The following is a 23,056-nucleotide window of genomic DNA, read 5'->3' on the forward strand; positions in this document are numbered from 1 at the left end:
AAACACTCGCCACCAATGTTGAAAGATGAACGCCAGGCCTTTATCATGAGGCAGATCAACCTCCACAACAAAGTATTGTCAACAGATATCAGCGCGATGTTGAGCATTTCAGAAGACACGGTTCGACGTGACCTGAAAGAAATGGCGGAAGAAGGAAAGGTGCTGAAAGTACATGGCGGCGCTATCGGCCGCTCCTTTCATTATCCGTTTAATGCGGATAACACCGTATATGCGCAGTCGGCCAAACAACAGATTGCCCAGAAAGTCATTAAGCTCCTGAAAAATGATATGGTGGTATTAACCGGTGGAGGCACCACTATGATTGAACTGGCAAAGAGTATCCCCGAAAACCTCCGCGCCACATTTTTTACCATCAGCCCACTGGTGGCACTGGAACTGGTGGAACACCGCAATCTTACCGTTATCAGCATCGGTGGCCAGCTTTCTCCCAGCTCACATGTACACATGGGCGCAAGTGTGATCAACCAGTTGGCAGATATTAAAGTAGATCTTTGCCTGCTCGGTGCCAACGGCTTCTCCGTGCAGGATGGTATGACCGATTCCGATTGGGAAGTGGTACAGGTGAAAAGAGCCATGATCCGCGCTGCCAAAAAATTAGGCATCATGAGCATCGCAGAAAAACTAAACTCTTCTCAGCGGATGAAAGTATGCGACCTTAACCTCATCAACTACCTTATCACAGAACTGGCTCCCGATAATCATTTTCTTTCTCCCTACCAGCACCTGGACCTGGAATTGCTTTAATAACCCGGTGGTTGTTACGGTTAGTTCACCTATCCAATGGCGGATGCGGAAGAACATCCCTCACATCGTTTAACCGTTTCCGTTTGTGATGGGGGATGTCCGTTGCAGGATAAAAAAAGTATGCTATTTTTGCGCACCATGTTTTACAGAAAAATCTATCTGCCGCTACTCGCCTGTGCGATGGCCGCTTGCAGCAAATCAGATAAAGAAAAGCCGGCAGATACTGATCCGGCAGACCTGAACAGCATCTCTGTTACTATAACAGGGGAGGTTAACCAGAAAATCGAGGCCCGGGGCCAGGATGTACAGGTAGCCCTGCTGAATTTTACAAAAACTTCCCTGGAAGGATTTAGTGTGGGAGGTTTGGTGCCTGACGGCAACGGCAGTTTCAAAATAGAATCCGCCACCGGCCTGATGACATTAGCGTTGCAGGCAGGCAATGAACAAACCGGAACGGCTACCGGTTCGGTAACCATGAAAAACGGAAATAACCAGGTTGGTTACTCCGCCCAGATGTATTTCCTCTACTACGAAACCGACATTAACAGCAGCAATAGCAAAACCTATCTGACGCTTACCGGGGTTAAGGACACGGCTAATTTGCTAAAGTTAACAGGGCAGTTCAGGTACAACGCCGCCTATGGCCCGGATAATCAATCCGATGCCTGTGTCATGGATGGCATCAACCACAGCGGCCGTATGCCCATGTATAACCCGGATATCTGTGGCGCTAAAAAAGTAAAAGTAGCGGGTAACTTCACCATCTATCTCGACAAAGTGATGCAGCACTAACAAACCGCTTTTTCAATTTACCTGGCAGGGCTGATCAATACCATTACCACCGGCGTTGATCAGCCCTAAACGTAAAAAAGATACCTGCACATTTACGCCATCCCGGCCAAAGCCTATACACGAGAGTTTTCCATCCTTTGATTATCCTGAAGTAAATTTTATCTTTGAAAGGTATCTGTAGGCTAAAAGTTGTATGCGTATTGCAAAATAGTGAATTACATAGCGGGAAAGAATTGATTTTGAGTATAGGAGATGGTGATGTAGCGGCATTCGACCAACTTTTTATAGAGATGTATCCCGCGCTTTGTCTGCTCTCAAACAGGATTGTAAGCGACGAGGCAATGGCAAAAGATATTGTTTCCGAGATTTTTCTGCAGTTATGGAAAACCAGGACATCCCTGCCGGAAGTAAAGAATATTGAAGCTTACCTGTACGTAGCCACGCGTAATCGCTCTTTAAACTACCTGAAAAAACAAAAGCGCGAGGAGAAGAAAGCCCAACAGGCTTACGAAGAGCAGCTGGAAGAAAAAACGTATGAGGATATTTTGCAGCATGTGTTTAATGCCGAAACCATTCGCGTGTTACACGCGGCCATATTAACCCTGCCCCCTGAATGCACCAAAGTGGTGCAATTAAATATCGAAGGATTTTCTACCAACGAAATCGCGCAGCAACTGGGCATTTCTCCCTCGGCGGTCAGCCACCAGAAAGCCAGGGCTATCCGGTTATTACGGGAAAAAATTGCGCCTGGCATGGCGCTTATCAGCCTGTTACTCGCTGATTAACTCATCTCTCAAAAAAAATTAAAAAAAAGTTACCGGGGAAGTCAAATCCGGTACACGGCTGTTGTCTTATAGTAAATAGCGATTGTTTCATGATGAATGATGCCGATATCCCGGAGGATGATTTATCTGCGCTGCTGCGGGCTGCGAAGCTAACGGCCTACGAAAAGCTGGACCAGTTAACGGAGGCAGAACGGGTGGAATTAACCACCTGGCTGCGGCAAAAGTCGCAGCACGAAGAATGGCGAACCTGGCTGAATGAAGGTGGTGGCCTTTCCCAGCTGAATGAGGAATATGCTGCCTTCAAAGCCGCTGCCACAGGAGAACTGGAAGCATTCCACCGGCAACATTTGCAGGAGCCGGAAATAGCGGAACCTATTTCCCGTATCCATTTCCTGCGCCGTTCCTGGACCCGTTATGCAGCAGCGGTATTGTTGCTGGCCGCAGGCGCCTGGTTCTTTTGGCCGGCAAAAAATAAGGTGCAGCGTCTACCTGCATCCACTGTCGTGCAACAAATTATGCCAGGACAGGAGGGGGCTATTCTTACATTGGCAGATGGCTCAAAGATCCTGCTGGACTCCGTAGGAAACGGCATTGTAGCCCAACAGGGCGGGGCGGTATTGTCAGTGAAGAATGGTGAACTTGAATACACCACTGCCGGGAAATCTTCCGGCGAAGAAACGTTTAATACGCTGGTGACACCCAAGGGAAGGCAATTTAAAATTCAGTTGCCGGATGGTACTATGGCGTGGTTAAATGCTGCCAGCTCCATTCGGTTTCCCACACAGTTTACGAAGGATGTCCGCCGGGTGGCTATCAGCGGCGAAGTTTACTTTGAAGCGGCTTCCATGGTAAAAGCAGGGAGGGCAGTGCCTTTTATCGTGAATGCGGATAACCGGTTCGAGGTAACGGTATTGGGTACACATTTTAACGTGAATGCCTATACGGACGAACCCACACTGAATACCACGCTGCTGGAAGGTAAAGTGGCCGTGACTATGAAGCGGCCGGAAGGAAAGCAGCAAATAATATTGCGCCCCGGCGACCAGGCGATGCTGACCATGCGCGGTGACATGGTAAACAACATGGTGGTCAAAGCGGGTGATATCGGGAAGGTGATGGCCTGGAAGAATGGAGTGTTTGATTTTGAAGATGCTAAAATTGATGAGGTCATGCGCCAGTTAAAAAGATGGTACGATATCGATGTTAAATATGAGTCCGGCGTGCCTGACATTGAGTTTGTCGGGAAAATGACGCGGGATATTCCCCTGAATGGGTTGTTGATTGCATTGGAAAAATCAAATGTTCATTTTCGTCTCGAGGGCAGAACGCTGATTGTCATGCCCTGACACTATGCCACTGAAATAAAAAGCCGGAACCGATTGGCCTCGTTTCCGGCGGTATTTTAGTTGATTATAAAAGGTTTCGCAAACCGCTTTTTATTCACAACCAAAATGAGTCACAAGTTATGCAAAAAACTGCTTACGGTGGCCTGTATTTCCCTGCGCGCCAGGGAAGCAGGCTGCGGGCACAAATTTCAAAAGTAATGAGGCTGCTACCTGTATTTCTGATCACGGCCCTGGTTTCCGTGAAGGCGGCTGTTTCTGCCCAATCGGTAACGCTTTCAGGAAAGAACCTTCCCCTGAAAAAAGTATTTGCGGTTATCGAAAAGCAAACAGGCTATGTGCTGTTTAGCAATAAAGAATTGCTGGCGGGATCAAAAACCGTTTCCCTTGCCGTAAAAGATGTTCCTTTAACCAAGGTACTGGACCTGGTGTTGAAAGACCAGGACCTCGGTTACGTGCTGCAGGGAAAAACAATTATCCTGTCCGGCAAACCTTCCAATGCTCCTGCCGCCGCAACTGCTGCGCCGGCGCCTGTAAAAGTGATTACCGGCAGGGTTACGGATATGCAGGGCACACCGTTGCCCGGCGTGAGTATACAGGTGAAGGAAACACAAAAAGGTCTCGCCACTGCATCCGATGGTAGCTTTTCGGTGAACGTCAGCGAAGGGCATACGCTCCGTTTCTCCTATGTGGGATATACCTCCCGTGAAATCACCGTGACGGCAGAAATGCTGAAAGAGGGACAACCTGCATTAACGGTGAAGTTGGCGCAGGCGTCTACCAAACTGGATGAAGTAGCGGTAACGGTAGTCAATACCGGGTACCAGTCTATTTCCCGGGAAAGAATGACGGGTGCCTATTCCTCCATACAAACAAAGCGACTCGAAGGCAAATTGCAACCCAGCCTGCTAACAATGCTGGAAGGGCAGGCGGCCGGCGTAGCTGTTACGAAAGAGGGTAAAGTGGAGGTACGCGGCCGGTCTACTTTTTTGGCGAATGGCGACCCATTGGTGGTGATTGATGGATTTCCGGCCCCCGGCGGATTAGAGTCCGTGAACGTGGATAATATTGAAACGCTCACGGTATTAAAAGATGCGGTAGCTGCTTCTATTTATGGCGCCCGTTCTTCCAATGGTGTCATCGTTATCACTACCAAAACCGCCAAACAAGGCAAGCTGCAGGTAGGCTATAAAGGAAGTATGGGTGTAACGCTTCGTCCAAAATTATCTTACCTACATAAAGCCAGTGCGGCAGATTATGTTGACGCTGAAATAGATTACTACAACAGCGATGCAGCCAGTATCCTCGAGGATTACGAAGCCAATACTTCCTATGGCCGCGTTACACAGTTAATGATCATGAAGGACCAGGGATTGATATCAGAAGCGGAAGTGAATAAAGAACTCGACCTGCTGAGAAAAAATAATACCCAGGATCAACTGGAACGCTATCTATTCCGGAGAAGTTTAACACAGCAACATAACCTTTCTATTTCCGCCGGCACAGATAGATTCTCTACCAATGCAGCTATCCGTTACATTACCAACCAGGGCAACATGAAAGGGAATAACAGCGACCGGCTGATTCTCGATCTCAAAAACGACTGGAAGCCAGCGAAGCGGGTCACCGTTAAAATGTTCTCTAACATCAACTTCAATAACAACAAGGCCCCCATGGATGCCGCTGATATGCTTGATTACACCAGTTGGAAAACCATGAAGCCATATTATAATCTCGTTGATCCATCCGGGAATCCACAAAATATTCCTGCAACAAGACCAGATCTTCGCGATCGCTACACCAATTACGGCAGCCTTAAATCGATGGAATACAACCCACTGAACGACCTGGGACTGGCTACCACCAGGAACCAGGCTTTCCAGGTACGACTGGGCGCCAGCCTGGCTGTAGATATCGTGGATGGCTTAAGTGCGGAAGTTGGCGGCTCATGGACCCGCGGAAGCGGTATCCTGCGTAGCCTGCGCGAGGCTAATTCCTTCTATGTAAGGTCACTTTACAATGCGGCTTCTTCTATTTCCAGCCCGGGTAAACATTACCTGCCGGAAGGCGCTATATTGAATGAAACCCGTAGCCAGAGCGAAGCGTACACCCTGAGGGCACAGGCGAACTACAATAAAACATTGAATCGCATACACCGGGTTTCATTTATTGCCGGTAGCGAGGTAAATAAAGACATGGTCGATAATAACGTGGTGCCTGGCAAGGTAGGTTATAATGATCAGGCAGGAACTTTTGCCCCCTTCAATTACCAGGATTTCAACAGCAATGCATATGCCGCAGATTTTCTATTCCCCGCAGGTATGAAAACCATTAGCTATGGATCGTATGCACTGCGTGATAACCGTTTCTTCTCCGTATACGCCAACGGCTCCTATGAATATGATAATCGTTTTATCCTGAGTGGTAGTGCGCGTATCGACCAGGGCAACCTGTTTGGTACCAATCCTAAATACAGGTATAAACCAAATTGGTCTGTAGGTGGAACGTATAAACTGGGCCAGGAAAAATTCTTTCATGTGCCATGGATAGATAAACTGGATATACGTGGTTCCTACGGTATCAACGGAAATATCTCCTTTACGCAAGGTCCGTTCTTATTGGTAACACCGGCACAGTACTCTGCTACTACCGGAGGCATTCCTTATAGCATAGCCTCTCTGCCGGATAATAACCTGCGCTGGGAACGTACCATTATCTCCAATATCGGTACAGATGTACGTTTGCTGAATGGAAGATTGAACCTTACCATCGATTATTACAATAAGCTCAGTAAAGATCTGTTGGCGCCTGATTTTATTGACCCAACTTACGGAAGGGCAATGATTACCCGGAACGCAGGATCCGCAAGGAATACCGGTATTGAGCTGTCGCTGGAATCTGATGTGGTGAAAGCAGATAAATTCGGCTGGAATATCTTCTTCAATGGCAGCTATAATAAAAGCAAGGTATTACAATTTAACTACGACTATCCAAGTCCTAACTACCTGACCTTTGCATTTTCCAATACCATATTGGGAAGCAATGCTGGCGGCGCAGTATTGAGAACCGGGTATCCACTCGACGGTATTTTCAGCTACCAGTTTGCAGGACTGGATAATACAGGTACACCACAATACTATTCAGCAGGGGGAAAGAAAATATATGGAAACGACCTCGCAGTGAAAGACATGGTGTATACCGGAACAGCCAGACCTAAATTTATATTGAGCCAGACCAACACCTTCACTTATGAACGCTTTGATCTCTCCTTTATGGTGATCGGGCAACTGGGAGGCGTGTTCCGCAGGGATACTTATAACGGAGATAACCTGGATCATAAAGATGCTGTGCTGCGCTGGCGCAAACCAGGCGATGAGAATAATACCATTTATCCGAAACTCGCTGCTTTCAACACAGACGCCTGGTATTTCCCATACACATCTATGATGGTAGAAAAAGCAGATTTCGTGAAACTCCGGGATGTAACATTAGCCTATCGGCTCAACAATAAAATGTGGGGCAATACAGGACTTAACAATGCCAGGATTTATTTCCAGGGTCGCAACTTGTTGATGCTAACAGCCAACAAAGTAGGGATAGATCCGGAAACCCTGGAGCAGGTGACGAGCTTCCCTGTTAAGAGAGGGCTTCCTATGAGACCCGAGTTCTATATCGGATTTTCCGTAAATCTCTAATCTTATTATTATGATCAATCAGAAATATATTATACTCATTGCAGCCGCTTTACTGGCCAGCTCCTGTAAACGATACCTCGATGTAAAGCCCAAAGGGAAGCTGATTCCATCCACCGTAGCCGACTATGATCACCTGCTGGATAATACCAGTACAGTAGATCTTAATTTCCTGGATGGTAATAAAGGATCTATATTAGCTACCCTCGGCGATAACCTTGAAATAACAGAAGGACAGGGTAAAGTAGGCTTTGTACTCAACAGTCATCCTAATGTGGAGCGTTACTATGCACACATTTTCCGTCAGCCTTATAAAAATCCCAATGTAGATGATCAATTCTGGAGTTCCGGGTCATTGGGTATCTATCCCCAGGTATCCTATTTCAACAACGTGATTGAAGGCATTCGCGGTATTGGCTCAAAAACACCGGAAGAAGAAACCTTAGGTAAAACTTCGGTGGCACAGGCTATAGTGGCAAGGGCATGGTGCTATTTCAATGCTAATATGATATACGGACCTGTATACAAACCTGGTACGGCCAACGCCACCAAAACCATTCCTTATGTTGTGGATGTAGATGTGAACAAGCCCATTCCTGAGCTATCTACTACAGCAGAAGTGGCCACACGGGTACTCCGTGAATTGCATGAAGCCTTACCGGATCTGCCGGTACGGGCTACCTGGCCTTCCCGCGCAGGTAAGGCTACCGGTCATGCGATGCTGGCTTACTACCATCTTTTTACACATCAGTATGATAGCGTGGCATATTATGCCAACCTGGCCTGGACTGCGGCTGGTAACCCATCTGCTGTGTTATACGATTACAATAAAATAAAATTTGCAGATCCTTCCCGGCCGCTTACTTCGCTGCTGGTGAGTTCCCAGGATGGATTTATTAACCTGGTAAATAGCAGGGAGATGTTGTTTTACAGGGCTACCGACAGGGATGCAGGCGTGGCGGCGTCATTGTCTTATCCTTCCGCGGAGTTACTGGCATTGTATGACCGGGCCAATGATCTCCGGTTCAGCTTTTTCTTTCTCAATGCGCCCGGTTACAAAACAACGCTCGGTGGCGGCTTTGACGATGGTATGCGCATCAGCACCTACCGTTTCCGGAAAACAAAAATGACCGATGGCTTCTCCTGGCCGGAAGTATTGCTCATGCGCGCTGAAGGATATGCCAGAACAAACAGGCTGGACCTGGCAGTGGCTGATTTGAACACCTTGCGTCAATACCGTTTTAAAACCGGTACACCTCCGCTGACCGTGGGCACACAGGACGAAGTGATTCAGCAAGTGCTCGAAGAAAGGAGGCGCGAGCTGCCGGTGGGTGGTTTCAAAAGATTCCTCGACCTGAAACGCTTTGCATTGGAAAACGGTAAGCCCTGGTCTAAATCACAGATCACACATAAAGTAGGCAGTCAGACTTATACCGCTACCATCGATTCTAAAGATTTTATTGTGCCCATTAGTAATGTGGTGCTGCGGTTTAATCCGCAGTGGGGCATTCCGCTCGAAACCCGTTCCTACTAACCATTTAATGAATGAATATGCAAAAGTTATTTTCAGTGTTACTCATGTTGGGATGTGCTGCCAGCGTAGTAGCCCAGTCAAAGATGGTGATCAAAGGAACTGTGAAAGGGGACCTGCAGGGGTATCATAAAATATATGTATTGGAAGATGGGAAAAAAAAGGATTCTGTTGAAATACAAGATGGCCAATTCTCTATTAGTCTTCCCTGGGTAAAAGGTGCAGCACCGGTACTTCGCGCAGCATACGAAACCAAATTGAAGCCCATGCCGCCAGCACTGCAGCTGCTAACGGAAGGTCCGGGTACTGTTTACCTCAACGTAGCAGATGCTGCCCGGGGGCTTCGATCCGCAAAGATCCGTGGAAGCCGCGCGGCGGTTACCTTCCAGGAGTTTGAAGCCGGCCGGCACCTGGTGAGTACGGAAATGACGAATGCACTGAAGGAACGTTTCCCGGATAAGTCTTCCGCCGATTCTGCCAGGGGCGCGGCTCTACAGGAATTGGTACAAACGCGGATGATTCCTTATATCTGCAATTTTATAGAGGCGCATGCAGATGATTATGTAGGTACGTTTATCCTTGGCCGTTATCAGTCCATATTACCACCGGCAGACCTGGAAAGGATCTATCATAAGCTGACTCCGAAACAAAAACGTTCCGATCAGGGCAAAGAAGTAGCGGCCCGTTTGCAGGGAATAAAAAATGAGACACCCGGTTTCGAGGTGGCCAATTTCGTGTTGAATACACCGGAGGATCAATCGGTGGCCTTTCATAGCTTTCGCGGTAAATATATATTGATTGATTTCTGGGCGAGTTGGTGCGGGCCCTGCAAAGCCTCCTTTCCGCGTATGAAGGAGTTATATCAAAAGTATCGCAGTGATAAATTTGAAGTGCTCAGCATTTCCATTGATCACGATAAAAACGCCTGGCTCAATGAATTGAAAAAGCAACAATTGCCCTGGCCACAGGTGTTGGATACTAAAAAGATATCAGTAAATAACTTCGCGGTAACGGCTGTTCCTACCGCTTACCTGGTTAGCCCGGAGGGAAAAATAATCATGAAGCAAATTGGATTCGGGGAAGCGGGGGATGGAGAAATAGAGAAAAAACTAAAAGAGTTGTTTGGCATATAAAACAGAAAAAGCGCACTACGGTGCGCTTTTTTGTTGATCACACCCGTGATTACAATAGCTTTGAAAGGAGATCATTTTTTAATTCAGCTAATCTGTCCTGGCCGTTGCTATCATTTACCAATAGGATAATGGCGGCATTATAATCCGGGTAAAGGTAGCACAGCGACGTAAAGCCACAGCCATCCCTGCCGGTATGCATAATAAAAGGTACCCCATTATCTTCCTTATCTAACATCCAGCTCAAACCGATACTCATGCCATCCGGTGTTGTAAAAGTAATTTTATGGCTGAGTTGAATAACGGTGTTTTGTTTGTTGAGGTTTGCGGCTGCATATGTTAGCATATCCGCCGGCGTTGAAAACATAGACGGAGCTGCCCTGAAACCATTATCAGGAATAAAGGGTAATACCTTGCCTTTCCCGTCGTGACCCGGAAGCAATTGTTTTTCTTCCGCTGACGTCAGCAAAGGAGTGGTGTTGGTAATACGCAGTTGCTTTTTCAAATACGAAGTAACCAGTTGTTGGTACGACACATGATAAACACGCTGTAAAATAGCGATCAGTACCATCATGCCGTTGCCATTGTAACGATATTTGGTGCCGGGAATGGTATCCAATGTAAACTGGTGCATATCACGGAACAAACTGTCCGCCGTATAACTGCTGTAGAAATCCCTGAATGCGGAAGGTTTTAATTTCGTCACACTGTCAAGATATTTGTCATCATATGCCCTGGACATTACAGGTAATGCGGAAGTGTGGTTGGCCAGGTCCACCACCCGAACCGGATGCCCCTGGTATTGCAAGTTAGGATAGCTGCCGGGTAAATATTTACGGATATCATCGGTGAGTTGCATTTTCCTGTCAAGTACCGCCTGTGCCAGCATTACACCAACAAACGTTTTTGCGATGGAGCCTAACCCATAGAACTGCGTATTTTGAGGTACAGCGCCAGCTCCACGATGATAGGTATACTGATGCGGTTGACCATTTTGAATGATACCAATCGACAAATCAAAGGTGACGGGAGATTGCAGATAATGTTCTGCAGCCTGTTGCACTAAGCTATCGAGCGGCGTTTTCAATGGGTTATTGCTCTTAATGAGAGATGCCGTATCTACTTGCTGTCCGTTGCAGTAATGTGATAAAAAGATAAGCGCAATAAGAATTTTTAATCCGGTCTTCATATGTAGATAACTATATAAAGCTTAAAACAATAAGCTACATAAAACATTGCTTTTTTCAAAGCAGCTAGTTTAACAGATAAAATAATTCCCGGTACATTTCGGTCAACTTGTTAATTTTGGCGCGACCATCGCTTAAATAAATCATATGAAAGTCATTGACAAACTTGCCTGGATAGAAATAGTAAACAGGGAGATACTATCTACCAAATCTTTTGGGAAACAAAAATATTATATCCCTGGCGGTAAAAGGGAGGAGAACGAAAGTGATGAACAGGCCATATGCCGCGAAGTACTGGAAGAATTGAGTGTTGAACTGGAGGTGCCATCACTGAAATTCATAGGAACATTTGAGGCACAGGCAGACGGGCATCCGGAAGGAGTGTATGTGAAAATGACCTGCTACAGCGCCAGTTACAAGGGAATATTAAAAGAAAGTGCAGAAATAGAAAACTTTAGCTGGTTAAAGTATGCCGACAAAGACAAGGTCTCTGAAGTAGATAAGTTGATTTTTGATTTTTTAAAACAACAGGATTTAATAGACTAGTTTTTTAAAGCAGGAGCGGATGTCTGCTGCAGAAGAGAATGCCAAACGCTTGGCGGGATATAGCATTGTAAAGCCATTGAAAGTGGGTTAATGCGCCTTTCATTACCTAGTCTTTAAATTTGATAAATTTGAGTATAGGAAGATAAATACTGATCACTTTACTTTTACGCAAAGATGGATGCCAGGATCATATTGCCCGTAGCGCCGCTTCGAAAATATATTCGTTTCTTTTGGCTGTTGGAAAATAACAGTGCCGATATCATTGAGAAATTTAAAGTCATTCCGGATGGGGCGCCAGGACTGGTTTTCCAGGAAAATCCTGCTGTAGTATATAAAGATAATCAAACACTACCCACCTCTTTTTTATTCGGACAAGCCACGCAATACCTGGAGATGAGCGCCAGGGGACATTTTCGGAATATTGGCGTTAGCTTTCAGCCCACCGCATTACAGCCTGTTTTTGGAGTGGCGGCCAGCGAATTAACGCAGCGGCATATCGATCTCAACGATCTCCTGTATACCAGTATCAGTGAGCAGCTCATGAATGAGTCATCTACTACTGGGCGTATTGCTGCATTGGAGCAGTTCTTCCTGCGGCTTACCGCGAATAGTAAAAGCGAAGATGATCAGGTAAGATATGCCATTAGGCAGTTTCAGCAAGGCGGTGAATTAAAACAGGTGCAAACAGCGCTGCAAATATCAGAGCGTTCGCTGGAGCGGATGTTTAAAAAACATGTGGGCTTGTCTCCTAAATTATATGCCAGGATATGCCGCTTCCAGGCTACGTTGAAAGCATTGCGTACCACCCCGGTAGCGTCGTTAACAGAGCTGGCCTACCTGGAGAATTATTTTGACCAGTCGCATTTTATCAGGGACTTCAAATTTTTTGCTGGTACTACACCTGGTGCTTTTTTGCAGGACGCAAAGGAACGATTCCCTGATTTTAGTGTTTAAATACAGTGCTGTCGGGTTTATACAATTCGTTCAATAGAAGGCGCCCTAATTTTGTGGCATCAACAACAAGCATTATGGAAACAAATAAAGCAATACAGCCCGACAACACCGCACTGCGGACCGCTTTATGGAGAGCCTTACATGTACAGGTGGATGCAAAGCCGCATGTGCTGGAAGATGAAATCGGGTGGCAGTTAATAGCACCCCCTGACGACTGGCAGGAACGCCCGGATATGAAGTATACAAAGCGGCTCCGGGCCTCTATTGTAGCCCGTGCCCGCTTTATTGAAGACCTCGCGAAAGAACAGATCGCCAAAGGCGTACAACAGTATGTGCTCCTCGGCGCAGGACTGGATACGTTTGCACAGAGAAATACGGATGTGAGCAAACAGGTAACCATATACGAAATAGACCAACCGGATACACTTACCTGGAAAGCAGAACGGCTTCGTGAGACTGGATATCCCATCCCCGCCAATCTTCATTTTGTGCCTGTCAACTTTGAAATATCTTCCTGGTGGGAAGAGCTGTTACGCAGCGGCTTTAATGTGCAACAACGGGCTTTTGTTTCCTGCACTGGTGTAACACTTTATCTTACCCGCGAGGCGATTACAGACACCCTCCGGAAAATGATGTTGCTGGCATCCGGGTCTGTTATTGCTATCGCTTTTTATTTGCCGGTAGCATTACTGGAGCCGGAAGATCAGCCACTCATGGAAATGTCTGTTAAAGGCGCCGCCGCGGCAGGGACGCCGTTTGTTAGCTTTTTTTCAGAAGAGGAAATTATCGCACTCGCTACAGAAGTGGGGCTGAAAAATATTCAAACCGTTGCTACAAAAGATATGGCAGACCGTTATTTCAAGGGAAGAATGGATGGCCTGCTGCCGGCCAGCGGAGAAGTGTTCCTGGTAGCCAATACCTGAGTAAGATTATTTTTAAAATCAAAAAGCCTTGCAGGGAAATTTCCTGCAAGGCTTTTTTACTGATCCTTTATTTAATTGGAGTAACCCTGGTTCTGTTGCAATACCGCACCTGTATTCTGTGTTATTTCAGTGGTAGGTATCGGCCAGAGGTTATGATATGTTTCAATCGTTAAACCGGATTTGGGATTATATCTTTTATCACGGTCGTACAACAGTCCTAAGCGGGTAAGCGTTACTGCGCGGAATTCTTCCATATACAATTCGCGTAAGCGTTCATCCAGGATATAATCTATGTTGATGTCGGCAGCAGTGGCCGGCGTGGTTTGTGCGCGGTTACGCAGCACATTGATATCATCTGCCGCCAGTTGTTTTTGTCCTTTGCCGAGATAGGCTTCTGCCCTGAGCAGGTATGTTTCTGCCAGGCGCGCCATATATTTCGGTATAAACAGGCGGGAAGCGCCGTTCAGCAAAAGGCCGCCGAAGGGATTGGTGATATTGGAAAGAATCGCTGGTCCGGCTGCAGATACGAAGTCACCCGCAGATGGCGACATCTTCCTGATCACCGGATAAAAGTTACGGATAGTATCCCTGTAGTCTGCCGGTTTTACCTGGTCTTTATAACCATCTTTTACGTACCATTTGCCATAATCGGGAGAAGTAGCAGGCACACCGGAAATGCGCAGGTCTCTCACAATGTTATAGGAAGAATTGCGGATATCGCCGGGTGTCCAGATCTCGTAGAAGAAGTGGGAGGTAGGGCGTATCCAGCCGATACCATTGGAAGAAACACTGTCAACAAATTTTGCATTGAAGAGGATAGACATTTTAGTTTTAGTGGTAGATTCCACGATCCTTACGCCACCAAGGCTCGGCACTACGGCCCATGCAGTTTGATCACCTACTGCAGCAGAATTGTTCAGTGCAGTTTGTATCACCAGTAAGCCTTCGTGGTTACCGGTGCTGTAGTTCTGGTTGTTGTATTCAAACAAGTCGCGGTAAGCATCGCCCGGTAAACTGGCTCTCCTGCCAAACCTGCCGGTCATCAGGGATACGCCGGAAAAGTTGATCACTTCTGTGGCTGTGCTGATGGCGCCATCATAATCTTTCAGGGAGATGAGTACTTCCGTGAGGACATGTTTCGCGATCTGTTTGTTCACTGTTCCATCAGGCACCTGGCTAATATCTGACAATAGACCGATCGCTTGTTGCAGGTCCTTTTTACATTGCTGATATACTTCGTCTCTGCTGGCGCGTACATAGTCGTAACGTGGCGCCTGTAATTCATTCAGTTCAATTGGCACGCCACCAAACAGGTTCGCCAGTACGTTGTAGGAATATGCTCTGAAAAATAATGCCTGACCCAGGAAATTGTTTTTGTCTGCATCACTCAGCTTGTTGGACTTATTGAGTTCGGCAATGATCAGGTTCGCATTGGTGATGATTTTATAGTAGGCGGTCCAGATGCCCTGCGGAATGAAATAGCTGGGCACCATGGTTGCTTTGTAGGCGTTTAGTTTCGCTGCCGGATCATAGTCGGTGCCATTATAGGCGAAGTCGGTGGCATAATATAATCCGAAATAGGTATCCAGGTTCATATTGCCCATGTAGATGTTCCGGAGGCCATTGTACAGGTTGTTGGTAGCCTGTTGGTACTGGATCGCTGTTTGCAGGGAGTTGTCCGGCGTATAGATCGACAGTGGTTCTTCATCCAGGAAGCTTTTGCTGCAGGAAGATAACACCGTACCAATGCCGAAGAGATATATGAAGATTCTTTTTTTCATTTCTTTCAATTTACGGGTGAAGCATTAAAAGGTCACGTTTACGCCCAGTGAAAAGTTTTTCATCACGGGATAGCCGTTCTGGTCAAGTCCGAGACCGCCCGGCATTCTCAGGCCCAATGACGACCGCTGGTCTGAAGGTGGATTGGATTCAGGATCCCATCCATCCCATTTGGTGATAGTCAGCAGGTTTTGTGCATTCACGTATACACTGGCTGCCTTTACTACTTTTAAGCGGCTCAATACTCCTTCTGGCAGCATATAGGTAAGGGTGATGTCCTGCAAACGGATAAAGCTCCGGGATACATAAGGGCCAAAGTTTTCACCCAACGTGGCTACGTAAGCGGCAACGCTTCTGTAGCGGGCGTTTGGATTGTTAGGCGTCCAGTAGTCGTATACAAAACCATTGTTGTTCCTGATGTTATCCGGATTGAGCAGCATAATACCTGGCGCACCCATATAGCTGTTTTTACCCCCCTGGATAGTATTGATAAAGAATTTCAACTGGAATGCTTTGTACTGGAAGCTGTTGGAAATACCCAGGCTGTAGGAGGGATCCAGTTTACCGAGTATTTGTTTATCTGCCGGAGTAATTTGTCCGTCACCGTTTTTGTCGTCAATTTTGTATTGACCGGCTTTAAAACCTTGTGCAGCAAGACTGGCAGGGATTTGTTCTCCCAGTTGATACATGCCCGTAATTTTGTAGTCGTATACCACGCCATAAGGTTGACCGATGAAGTAACTTAAAATGGGGTCAGCTCCATTCATCAGGTCATTTTTAGTACCGTCAATATCCAGTACTTTGTTCCGGTTGCGGAAGAAGTTAGCCGTGACTTCCCATTTGAAGTTTTTGTTGCTAACCGGTACGCCCGTGATGTTCAACTCCTGTCCCCTGTTCTGGATTTTCCCGATATTGATCAGGAAGCTGTTGAAGCCGGTGATAGTAGGCGTGGCCCGGGAGTTCAGCAGGTTTTCTGAATTAGAGAAATACAGGTCCAGTGAACCAAAGAGGCGGTTGTTGAAAAAGGAGAAGTCGACACCGGTGTTAAAGGAATGAGTTGTTTCCCAACGCAGGCCGGTATTAGGTAACTGGTTCAGGTAAGTGCCCAGTTGCGCACCACCGGAGCTGCCATAGAGGTAACCGTTTGCTAAACCAACGTTCATCTGGGCAAGCGTTTGATAACGGCCTACGGTTCTGTTACCGGTAGATCCGTAAGACAATCTCAGTTTCAGGTCATCGAGGAAGCTGACAGGCTTCAGGAATTTTTCTTCTTTCATGCGCCATGCAAAAGCCACAGAAGGGAAGGTGGCCCATTTGTTGAGCGCAGAGAAACCGGAGAATCCATCTCTTCTCACTGTACCCGTGATAATATATTTTTTGTCGAAAGAATAGGAAAGCCTGGCCATCTGGTATAGCGCCTGTTCCTGCCACGGGAGAATGTCCAGGTCATTGGACGCAACAAGCCGTGAGGGATCTCCCACATCGAGGCGGTTGTATGATAAAGAGCCGTTGGTAATACCACCGGCGGTAGTTCTGCTGCCATCATGAATATTTTTTTCCGCACCATATAGCAAGGTGAGGTCCACACCATGCTTTCCAAAATCTCTTTTGTACGTCAGGATATTATCCAGCGTGAGGAAGTAATCCGTCATATAAGTTTTATAGGCGGTGGCTTCCTGGTTAGGTGCATTGTAATTAAAGCGGTTTTTGTAGATATAGTTGTTGCCGAAGTTAACGCGGTAGTTCAACCCTTTGATATATGGAATATCTACACTTACGAAGAAGTTGCCTAAAATATTCAGGTTACGATCAAAGTCCCTTGATCTTTTCAATACTTCCAATGCCGTAGGTGTAGTGGTTTGCGCGTAGAACTCCAGCATTTTGCCTGTTTTGGGATCAAAGGGCAGGTTGTATGGTTTCAACTGCATGATGTCGGAAAACGTAGGAGAAACGCCGCTGTAGTCGTTGATGGAAAGTCCTGTCTGGGCGCCTACGGTGATCCAGTCGGCAGGTTTGGCTTCCACGTTGATTCTAACGCTGTTCCTGCGGTAGTTATCATTTTTAATCAGGTTGATCTGATCAAAGTAGCCATAGCCGAGGTAGAAGCGGATTTTTTTGGAGCGACCGCTGAGGCCAATATTATGGTTCTGTATCCTTGGGGTTTTGTTGGTCATCAGGTCCCACCAGTTAGCTTCATAGCCGGCTTTGTAGTTATCGCCTTCAATGCCTGGCATTTTCGTAGTGGGGTCCCAGTTAGGATTCATTTTGGTCATATCGTTGGGGTCCCGGCTTTCAGAGAGGTACCAGTCGCCCAGCTTTTCAATGTATTGAGCGCCGGTAGCGGGTTTCATATCTTTCCGGGTCATCTCCTGTATGGAATAGGCGCCACTGTAATCAACGGTGAGTTTGTCGACGCCTCCGGATCCGCTTTTGGTGGTCACCAGTACCACGCCATTAGATGCCTGGGAGCCGTATACAGCCGCTGCGCTGGCGTCTTTCAGCAGGTCGATGCTGGCAATGTCGGCCGGGTTGATGGAGGTGAGAGATCCCCGGTAGATCAAACCATCTACTACAATCAGCGGGGAAGTGGTACCGGATATAGAGTTTCTGCCACGTACCATGAGGGTAGGGTCGGTGCCGGCTTTGGTTACCTGTCCTACGGTGAGCCCGGGAACAGTGCCCCGTAAAGACGACATCACGTTGGCGTTAGGCGATTGTTTTTGTAGTTGGAGGTCGGCTTTGGTTACAGCGCCGGTGACGTCCTGTCTTTTTCGGGTACCGTATCCGATCACGACAACGCTGCTCAGTTCACTTACAGTAGAGGTTACTGCAAACGATAGCGTTGTATTATGTCCCGGAACTATTTTATATCCGGCAAAGGATTTGGTGTCGTATCCAATCATACGCACGTTAAAAGAATAGCTGCCGGCCGGTAAATTTTTGAACACAAATTTCCCGATACTATCGGAGATGGCAATATTTACGCGTTTACCGTTGACGGATGCTTCAATGGTGGCGCCGGGCAGTGGAGATCCTCCCTGATCCGCCACAGTACCGCTTACGCTGCCGGTGTTGTTCTGTGCGTAAGATTGAATAAATGCAGTACAGAGCGTGAGAATGATCACAATAGTTAATTTCCCTGTTACTCTCATAAAACGATTTTTTGGTTGTTAGCTGTGATGGGATAAAGTAGTTTTAGGCAGTAGGAACTACCTGAATTTTCTTCATTCGTGGTCCTTTTTCATAATGTGGTTTTTAACGTGAATCGATGTTTGGTGGAATATTTTATGCAATCGTTTGCATTATCAGTGATAAAAAAAAGTACTACAGTTTATAAGTTAAAAAATCGGTTTGCTTGCTTATAATAGAGCGCCTGTTGACTACAGCTGTCGGCACGTTTTTCAATGACACATAACGGCGCCCGCGTGGAAATGGAATTTGTAGGCTGCAACATAAACTTGTTTTTACCGGGCAATAACAGGAAGTTATATAATAAATAATATTGCCCGTGACAATTTTTGGTCTGCAGGTAAAATAATACCAGCAATTGCTTAATTTATATTTGAATCCCCGTTATACAAGGAGACTATAAAGGATTAAACAGTATCATGGAATGATTGTGCATCTATCAACATATCATTATGAAAGCAAAGAAAGTATTAAACGGAACGTCTGCATTGGGCGTGAAAGTCAGGATGGATAAGTATTTAGACGAGCTCTCCGGGAAAGTGTTGCTTCCTGAAAACAGGGAACTTGCGAATAAAATGATTCGGAAGTTGAAACAGAAGCCAGCTTGCAGTTAGCATTAATAAAATGAAGAAAGCTTGATACATCTTTCTGAAAGATGTATCAAGCTTTGTAGTTTATAGGGCATGATCAGCCAGTACTTCTTTCTTTAAGATAGCGCAACTGACCAATGATTGTTTTAAGCATGCATCATGCGGGCGGCGAGTTCTTCTTCCGTTACCGGCACTTCTACGGTGGCCGGCTGTTTTTGCTCGAAGGTCACAAAGCTCAGTGCCAGGTTGGCTGCCAGCAATCCTATACTCATCCACACCACATTATGTACGCCATAGTTGGCGATAATAATACCGCCCAGCATGGTACCCAGTGATATCCCGATATTATAGCAGGAGGTGAGCAGGCTGTTCACAAATTCCAATGCATGATGTGGTACGGAACGCGTGCTGCGGATATTACCGATTAAAAATCCACCGGTATGGATGGCGCCCCAGATAGAAAGAACGATCACCATCGGCGTAAAGATGCCACCAAAGAAGTAAGCGAGCACCTGGATGAGTATCAGTGAAGTAAAAAATATGCGGGTCACCAGCATCACGTTTTTACTGATAGTGATACCAATGATCCAGTTACCCAATACACCCATACCGCCAAATAAGAGCAACATAGCACTGATTTGCGCGCCATTCATGTGCGTCACCTTTTCCAGATAGGCTGCGAGGTAGCCATAGCTGGAAAACATACCCGCCAGCATCAGGATAGTGGAGGTAAGATTAAGCCACAGCTGCGGATTTTTCAGTACATACAGTTGACTGTTCCCTGCTGCTTTTTTAGCGGCCGGCATTGAAGGCACATACAACAGCATGCCGGTAAATGCGATCAGGCTGATGAAGCTGGCCAGGAAAAAGGATGCCTGCCAATTGTTGAAAAATTCAGCAGCGTAGGTCGTCATCGGTACGCCCATTACCGTAGCAATGCTCACTCCCGACATTACCACCGATACCGCTTTGCTGCCCGATTCCTTGAAGGCAGCAGCCAACGATATGTTCCAGAACAACGGATGCAGGAAAGCCGGCAAAACACGGGCAATCATCAGTACCGTGAAGTTAGGAGAGAAGGCTGAAAGCAGGTTGGATAGCACAAAAATACCCAGCACAGAACTCATCAACAGCTTCCGGTTGATGTTGCGGGTCAGCGCCGTGATAAATGGAGAAGATACGGCTACCGTCAGCGCAAAGGCACTCAGTAGCCATCCTGCCGTTTCCAGGGAAACATCAAACACCTGGGCAAGATTAGGGAGTACACCTATAACGCCAAATTCGGTGGTAATAATGCCAAAGGCTCCCAGCGCCATTGCGTATATTGACTTTTTCATTAGTTAAATTGATTTGAATATTTAAATGATTCGATATAATTAAGACAACAACAAACAGGTAATCTTCTCTATAAAAAATTTATTTCCTTAACTCATTCAGGCGATCAATATACGCAGCAAGGACGTCCTGGTTCAACAGGTACTTAATATTCCTTCCTTCTTTTTCTGATATCAGCAAATCGGCGTCTACCAATTGCTTCAGGTGGTGGGAAACGGAGGGCTGGGTCAGGTCCAACATATCGGTGATCTCTGCACAATACATACATTCCTGCTTCTTACGGACTTCCTGCAAGATCGTAATCCTGCTGGCATCACTCAGTGCACGGGATATTTTCTCAAATTTTTTATTGTCCATTTGCAACAACAAATTTATTCCGGTGTAAAGGTAGTAAAAAATTATATAGAAAGATATAAATATTTCTATGATAATTTTGTGACGGTTGAGGAAGTGGTTTTTTTTGCTATGTTTACAGCTTGATAATTATTGTAAGACTCCCTTTACTATGGAATATTCAACAACAGTCAACCCTACAAAAGAACAGCTCCAAAGCGTTTTAGCCGGACTATCATTCATGATCCTCAACACACTGGGATGGACAACCGTCGGTGAAATAGCTTTGCATGGCCGGGACTACTGGCTCATCGGTGTTTTATTTGCAGGGATTGTAATAGCGTTTCTAACCTTTTATGCCAGGTTTCAGAAGGCGACAAAGCAACTGCCCGCCGCGGAAGCCGTAGCCACTGAAGATCAGAAAAAGAGCAAAAGATTTATCTATATTTTTATCGCCGAAGGTGCAGGGATATTGATATTGAAAAATGTATTGGTGAATATCGGATGCGATGACTGGTTCCTTCCCGGCGTCGCATTAATTGTAGGCCTGCACTTTTTCCCGCTGGCCAAAGTGTTTAACCGGAAGTTCGATTATTATATGGGCGTATTCGTTTGCCTCGTGGCAATAGCCGGGTTTGTACTACTCAGCAAAGGATATGCTACCGCGGTGACTACTCCCGTTGTTAGCATCGGTTGTGCCATCGCCACATCCCTTTACGGCACAATGATGATTGGGAAAGGAAATAAAATACTACAGGAAAAATGATATTGATAAGAGCAGCCATTACATGCCCTGTTTCTTACTTTTTGTGATGACGTTTGGCCGCCTGAAAATCAGCGGCTCTTTTTTTCTGTTCCCGTTCCATCTGCGCTATCTTTTCTTCTCCCAATACCTCTACCAGCAAATCATCCAGCGATTTGTTACGGGAGTTGGAAAACAGCAACTGGTGCTGACGTTCTGTGTCTTTGAGTAAATTAATGATTACCTGTTTATCCGTGTTATCAATATTACTATACATCAACTGGGTGGATTTATCCAGCAGCGGATATACTTTGTACAGGATTTTTTCACCTGCCGCAGTTAGGCGTACAAGCTTGGCCCGCTTGTCATCCGGATCGCTTCTCTCCGCAATATATCCCAGTTTTTTCAGCTTGTTTAAAATGTCGATGCCGGTGGTTTGCTCCGTGAAGTTATATTGGATAATCTGAGTTTTCCTTACCTCTTTAAAATGAAGGATCGCATTTAAATAATAAAACCAATCCAGCTCAAACCCCGGAATTTCCTGTAATGCCATTTTGGAATAAGCGGTTTGCATCGCCGCCAGTCGCCCTACCAGCTTTGCAAATACCGTATTCAGGTCGGGCGGTGTCAGCCCGCTGAACAACTGGCTGTTACTTTCTTTCGCCAAAAAATACATACAAAATTCCAGGGCAGATGTAGTTGTATTCTTTTGCGCGTATTCCTCCCAGGCGCTAATAAGTTTTACCAGTTCACTCATGATTTATATCGAATTCGATGTAAATATAGTGTTAAACAGTTGAAATGGTTTGTTTGGGAATACTTTTGCCCTATATTTGTATCGAAATAGATGTTTTTTAATTATTAATAAGACGAAAACGATATAAATACATATCTGCTAAAAACACTGACATGAATACTATTACTACCAGTTATCTCAACAGGGCGGAGCTTTGGTTGTATATCACCACGTTGATTTACTTTTTAATGAATGGTGCACAGATATTTGAAACGCTGGTATTTGTTCCCAGGTGGACGGATGCGCCGCCAGCGAATTTCAAATTATTACTGGATGGCCATGGCGCCAGTCTTAAAAACTTCTGGATCGTTTTTCATTCTATACATGAGGTAACGTTTTTGCTGGCCATTGTTTTTTGCTGGAAAATAGATATGGCCAGGAATTGGCTGCTCATCTTATTCGCTATTCACTTTGCCGTAAGAGTATGGACCCTGGCGTATTTTGCGCCTAACATCATCAATTTTCAGAAGATAGCCATCTCCAATGAAGTGATAGCCGGGCTGGCAGATAAAACGGCCCGCTGGCAAATGCTCAACTATATCCGGGTCGCTATTTTTATGGCGGTATCTATAGGGTTGATCCCATTATGTATCAGGGTGTTTAATTTGCGGCATTAGTTATTGCCAACGTTCCGCACTGTCCAT

18 protein-coding genes are annotated in these 23,056 nt (G+C 46.1%); 12 read left to right on the forward strand and 6 right to left on the reverse strand.

Features of this window, described 5'->3' with window-relative positions; all coding sequences use genetic code 11:
* The first annotated feature begins 15 nt into the window (after positions 1 to 15).
* From J7623_RS28580 to J7623_RS28610, 7 genes are all read left to right on the forward strand, one after another.
* A complete protein-coding gene (locus J7623_RS28580; protein ID WP_291927670.1) occupies positions 16 to 765 on the forward strand; it encodes a DeoR/GlpR family DNA-binding transcription regulator in 750 nt (249 codons plus the stop codon).
* 138 nt (positions 766 to 903) lie between these two features.
* Positions 904 to 1,557, forward strand: a complete 654-nt coding sequence (locus J7623_RS28585) for a hypothetical protein (RefSeq protein WP_291927674.1) — start codon at positions 904 to 906, stop codon at positions 1,555 to 1,557.
* A gap of 239 nt (positions 1,558 to 1,796) precedes the next feature.
* Positions 1,797 to 2,342, forward strand: a complete 546-nt coding sequence (locus tag J7623_RS28590; RefSeq protein ID WP_291927676.1) for an RNA polymerase sigma-70 factor — start codon at positions 1,797 to 1,799, stop codon at positions 2,340 to 2,342.
* Between the two features lie 89 nt (positions 2,343 to 2,431).
* Entirely contained in the window at positions 2,432 to 3,688 is a 1,257-nt protein-coding gene (locus J7623_RS28595) for a FecR family protein (protein ID WP_291927680.1), read from the forward strand.
* Positions 3,689 to 3,807: 119 nt separating this feature from the next.
* Positions 3,808 to 7,380 carry a SusC/RagA family TonB-linked outer membrane protein gene (locus J7623_RS28600; protein WP_291927683.1) on the forward strand — a complete coding sequence of 1,191 codons (3,573 nt, stop codon included), beginning with the start codon at positions 3,808 to 3,810 and terminating at the stop codon, positions 7,378 to 7,380.
* Positions 7,381 to 7,390: 10 nt separating this feature from the next.
* Entirely contained in the window at positions 7,391 to 8,911 is a 1,521-nt protein-coding gene (locus J7623_RS28605) for a RagB/SusD family nutrient uptake outer membrane protein (protein ID WP_291927686.1), read from the forward strand.
* Between the two features lie 17 nt (positions 8,912 to 8,928).
* Complete coding sequence (locus tag J7623_RS28610; protein ID WP_291927689.1) at positions 8,929 to 10,041, forward strand: TlpA disulfide reductase family protein; 1,113 nt, start codon at positions 8,929 to 8,931, stop codon at positions 10,039 to 10,041.
* A 49-nt stretch (positions 10,042 to 10,090) separates the two neighbouring features.
* Here J7623_RS28610 and J7623_RS28615 read toward each other — a convergent pair whose 3' ends face one another.
* Positions 10,091 to 11,227: a serine hydrolase domain-containing protein gene (locus J7623_RS28615; protein ID WP_291927690.1), complete on the reverse strand. Its 1,137-nt coding sequence runs from the start codon at positions 11,225 to 11,227 to the stop codon at positions 10,091 to 10,093.
* Between the two features lie 145 nt (positions 11,228 to 11,372).
* Between J7623_RS28615 and J7623_RS28620 the strand changes: the two genes are divergently transcribed.
* The 3 genes from J7623_RS28620 to J7623_RS28630 all read left to right on the forward strand — a co-directional run bounded on the left by J7623_RS28620 (position 11,373) and on the right by J7623_RS28630 (position 13,648).
* Positions 11,373 to 11,771, forward strand: a complete 399-nt coding sequence (locus J7623_RS28620; protein WP_291927693.1) for an NUDIX domain-containing protein — start codon at positions 11,373 to 11,375, stop codon at positions 11,769 to 11,771.
* A gap of 174 nt (positions 11,772 to 11,945) precedes the next feature.
* Positions 11,946 to 12,725, forward strand: a complete 780-nt coding sequence (locus J7623_RS28625) for a helix-turn-helix domain-containing protein (RefSeq protein ID WP_291927695.1) — start codon at positions 11,946 to 11,948, stop codon at positions 12,723 to 12,725.
* Between the two features lie 74 nt (positions 12,726 to 12,799).
* Positions 12,800 to 13,648 (forward strand): class I SAM-dependent methyltransferase, encoded by an 849-nt coding sequence (locus J7623_RS28630; RefSeq protein WP_291927697.1) that lies wholly within the window; start codon positions 12,800 to 12,802, stop codon positions 13,646 to 13,648.
* A gap of 71 nt (positions 13,649 to 13,719) precedes the next feature.
* Here J7623_RS28630 and J7623_RS28635 read toward each other — a convergent pair whose 3' ends face one another.
* The 4 genes from J7623_RS28635 to J7623_RS28650 form a co-directional block, all read right to left on the reverse strand.
* Positions 13,720 to 15,429 (reverse strand): RagB/SusD family nutrient uptake outer membrane protein, encoded by a 1,710-nt coding sequence (locus J7623_RS28635; RefSeq protein WP_291927702.1) that lies wholly within the window; start codon positions 15,427 to 15,429, stop codon positions 13,720 to 13,722.
* A 24-nt stretch (positions 15,430 to 15,453) separates the two neighbouring features.
* The gene (locus J7623_RS28640; protein WP_291927705.1) at positions 15,454 to 18,579 is read right to left on the reverse strand and encodes a SusC/RagA family TonB-linked outer membrane protein; all 3,126 of its coding nucleotides are present in this window, start codon (positions 18,577 to 18,579) and stop codon (positions 15,454 to 15,456) included.
* A gap of 773 nt (positions 18,580 to 19,352) precedes the next feature.
* Positions 19,353 to 20,543 carry an MFS transporter gene (locus tag J7623_RS28645; protein ID WP_291927708.1) on the reverse strand — a complete coding sequence of 397 codons (1,191 nt, stop codon included), beginning with the start codon at positions 20,541 to 20,543 and terminating at the stop codon, positions 19,353 to 19,355.
* 79 nt (positions 20,544 to 20,622) lie between these two features.
* Positions 20,623 to 20,898, reverse strand: coding sequence for a metalloregulator ArsR/SmtB family transcription factor (locus J7623_RS28650; RefSeq protein ID WP_291927712.1), 276 nt, complete (start codon positions 20,896 to 20,898; stop codon positions 20,623 to 20,625).
* A 148-nt stretch (positions 20,899 to 21,046) separates the two neighbouring features.
* Between J7623_RS28650 and J7623_RS28655 the strand changes: the two genes are divergently transcribed.
* On the forward strand, positions 21,047 to 21,640 hold the full coding sequence (locus J7623_RS28655) for a hypothetical protein (RefSeq protein WP_291927715.1): 594 nt from the start codon (positions 21,047 to 21,049) through the stop codon (positions 21,638 to 21,640).
* Positions 21,641 to 21,674: 34 nt separating this feature from the next.
* Here the strand turns inward: J7623_RS28655 and J7623_RS28660 are convergent, their stop codons facing one another.
* The gene (locus J7623_RS28660) at positions 21,675 to 22,373 is read right to left on the reverse strand and encodes a MarR family winged helix-turn-helix transcriptional regulator (RefSeq protein ID WP_291927718.1); all 699 of its coding nucleotides are present in this window, start codon (positions 22,371 to 22,373) and stop codon (positions 21,675 to 21,677) included.
* 152 nt (positions 22,374 to 22,525) lie between these two features.
* Between J7623_RS28660 and J7623_RS28665 the strand changes: the two genes are divergently transcribed.
* On the forward strand, positions 22,526 to 23,029 hold the full coding sequence (locus tag J7623_RS28665; RefSeq protein ID WP_291927721.1) for a transposase: 504 nt from the start codon (positions 22,526 to 22,528) through the stop codon (positions 23,027 to 23,029).
* Positions 23,030 to 23,056 lie beyond the last annotated feature (27 nt).

The sequence above is a fragment of the Chitinophaga sp. genome (genome assembly GCF_017745275.1).
Lineage (GTDB): Bacteria > Bacteroidota > Bacteroidia > Chitinophagales > Chitinophagaceae > Chitinophaga.

What these genes read in the sequence shown, in the direction of transcription:
- J7623_RS28600 (WP_291927683.1), top strand. Translation starts at nt 3,808, where the DNA reads ATGCAAAAAACTGCTTACGGTGGCCTGTATTTCCCTGCGCGCCAGGGA.
- J7623_RS28620 (WP_291927693.1), top strand. Translation starts at nt 11,373, where the DNA reads ATGAAAGTCATTGACAAACTTGCCTGGATAGAAATAGTAAACAGGGAG.
- J7623_RS28635 (WP_291927702.1), bottom strand. Translation starts at nt 15,429, where the DNA reads ATGAAAAAAAGAATCTTCATATATCTCTTCGGCATTGGTACGGTGTTA.
- J7623_RS28665 (WP_291927721.1), top strand. Translation starts at nt 22,526, where the DNA reads ATGAATACTATTACTACCAGTTATCTCAACAGGGCGGAGCTTTGGTTG.
- J7623_RS28650 (WP_291927712.1), bottom strand. Translation starts at nt 20,898, where the DNA reads ATGGACAATAAAAAATTTGAGAAAATATCCCGTGCACTGAGTGATGCC.
- J7623_RS28625 (WP_291927695.1), top strand. Translation starts at nt 11,946, where the DNA reads ATGGATGCCAGGATCATATTGCCCGTAGCGCCGCTTCGAAAATATATT.
- J7623_RS28615 (WP_291927690.1), bottom strand. Translation starts at nt 11,227, where the DNA reads ATGAAGACCGGATTAAAAATTCTTATTGCGCTTATCTTTTTATCACAT.
- J7623_RS28580 (WP_291927670.1), top strand. Translation starts at nt 16, where the DNA reads ATGTTGAAAGATGAACGCCAGGCCTTTATCATGAGGCAGATCAACCTC.
- J7623_RS28605 (WP_291927686.1), top strand. Translation starts at nt 7,391, where the DNA reads ATGATCAATCAGAAATATATTATACTCATTGCAGCCGCTTTACTGGCC.
- J7623_RS28655 (WP_291927715.1), top strand. Translation starts at nt 21,047, where the DNA reads ATGGAATATTCAACAACAGTCAACCCTACAAAAGAACAGCTCCAAAGC.
- J7623_RS28645 (WP_291927708.1), bottom strand. Translation starts at nt 20,543, where the DNA reads ATGAAAAAGTCAATATACGCAATGGCGCTGGGAGCCTTTGGCATTATT.
- J7623_RS28595 (WP_291927680.1), top strand. Translation starts at nt 2,432, where the DNA reads ATGATGAATGATGCCGATATCCCGGAGGATGATTTATCTGCGCTGCTG.
- J7623_RS28585 (WP_291927674.1), top strand. Translation starts at nt 904, where the DNA reads ATGTTTTACAGAAAAATCTATCTGCCGCTACTCGCCTGTGCGATGGCC.
- J7623_RS28640 (WP_291927705.1), bottom strand. Translation starts at nt 18,579, where the DNA reads ATGAGAGTAACAGGGAAATTAACTATTGTGATCATTCTCACGCTCTGT.
- J7623_RS28630 (WP_291927697.1), top strand. Translation starts at nt 12,800, where the DNA reads ATGGAAACAAATAAAGCAATACAGCCCGACAACACCGCACTGCGGACC.
- J7623_RS28660 (WP_291927718.1), bottom strand. Translation starts at nt 22,373, where the DNA reads ATGAGTGAACTGGTAAAACTTATTAGCGCCTGGGAGGAATACGCGCAA.
- J7623_RS28610 (WP_291927689.1), top strand. Translation starts at nt 8,929, where the DNA reads ATGCAAAAGTTATTTTCAGTGTTACTCATGTTGGGATGTGCTGCCAGC.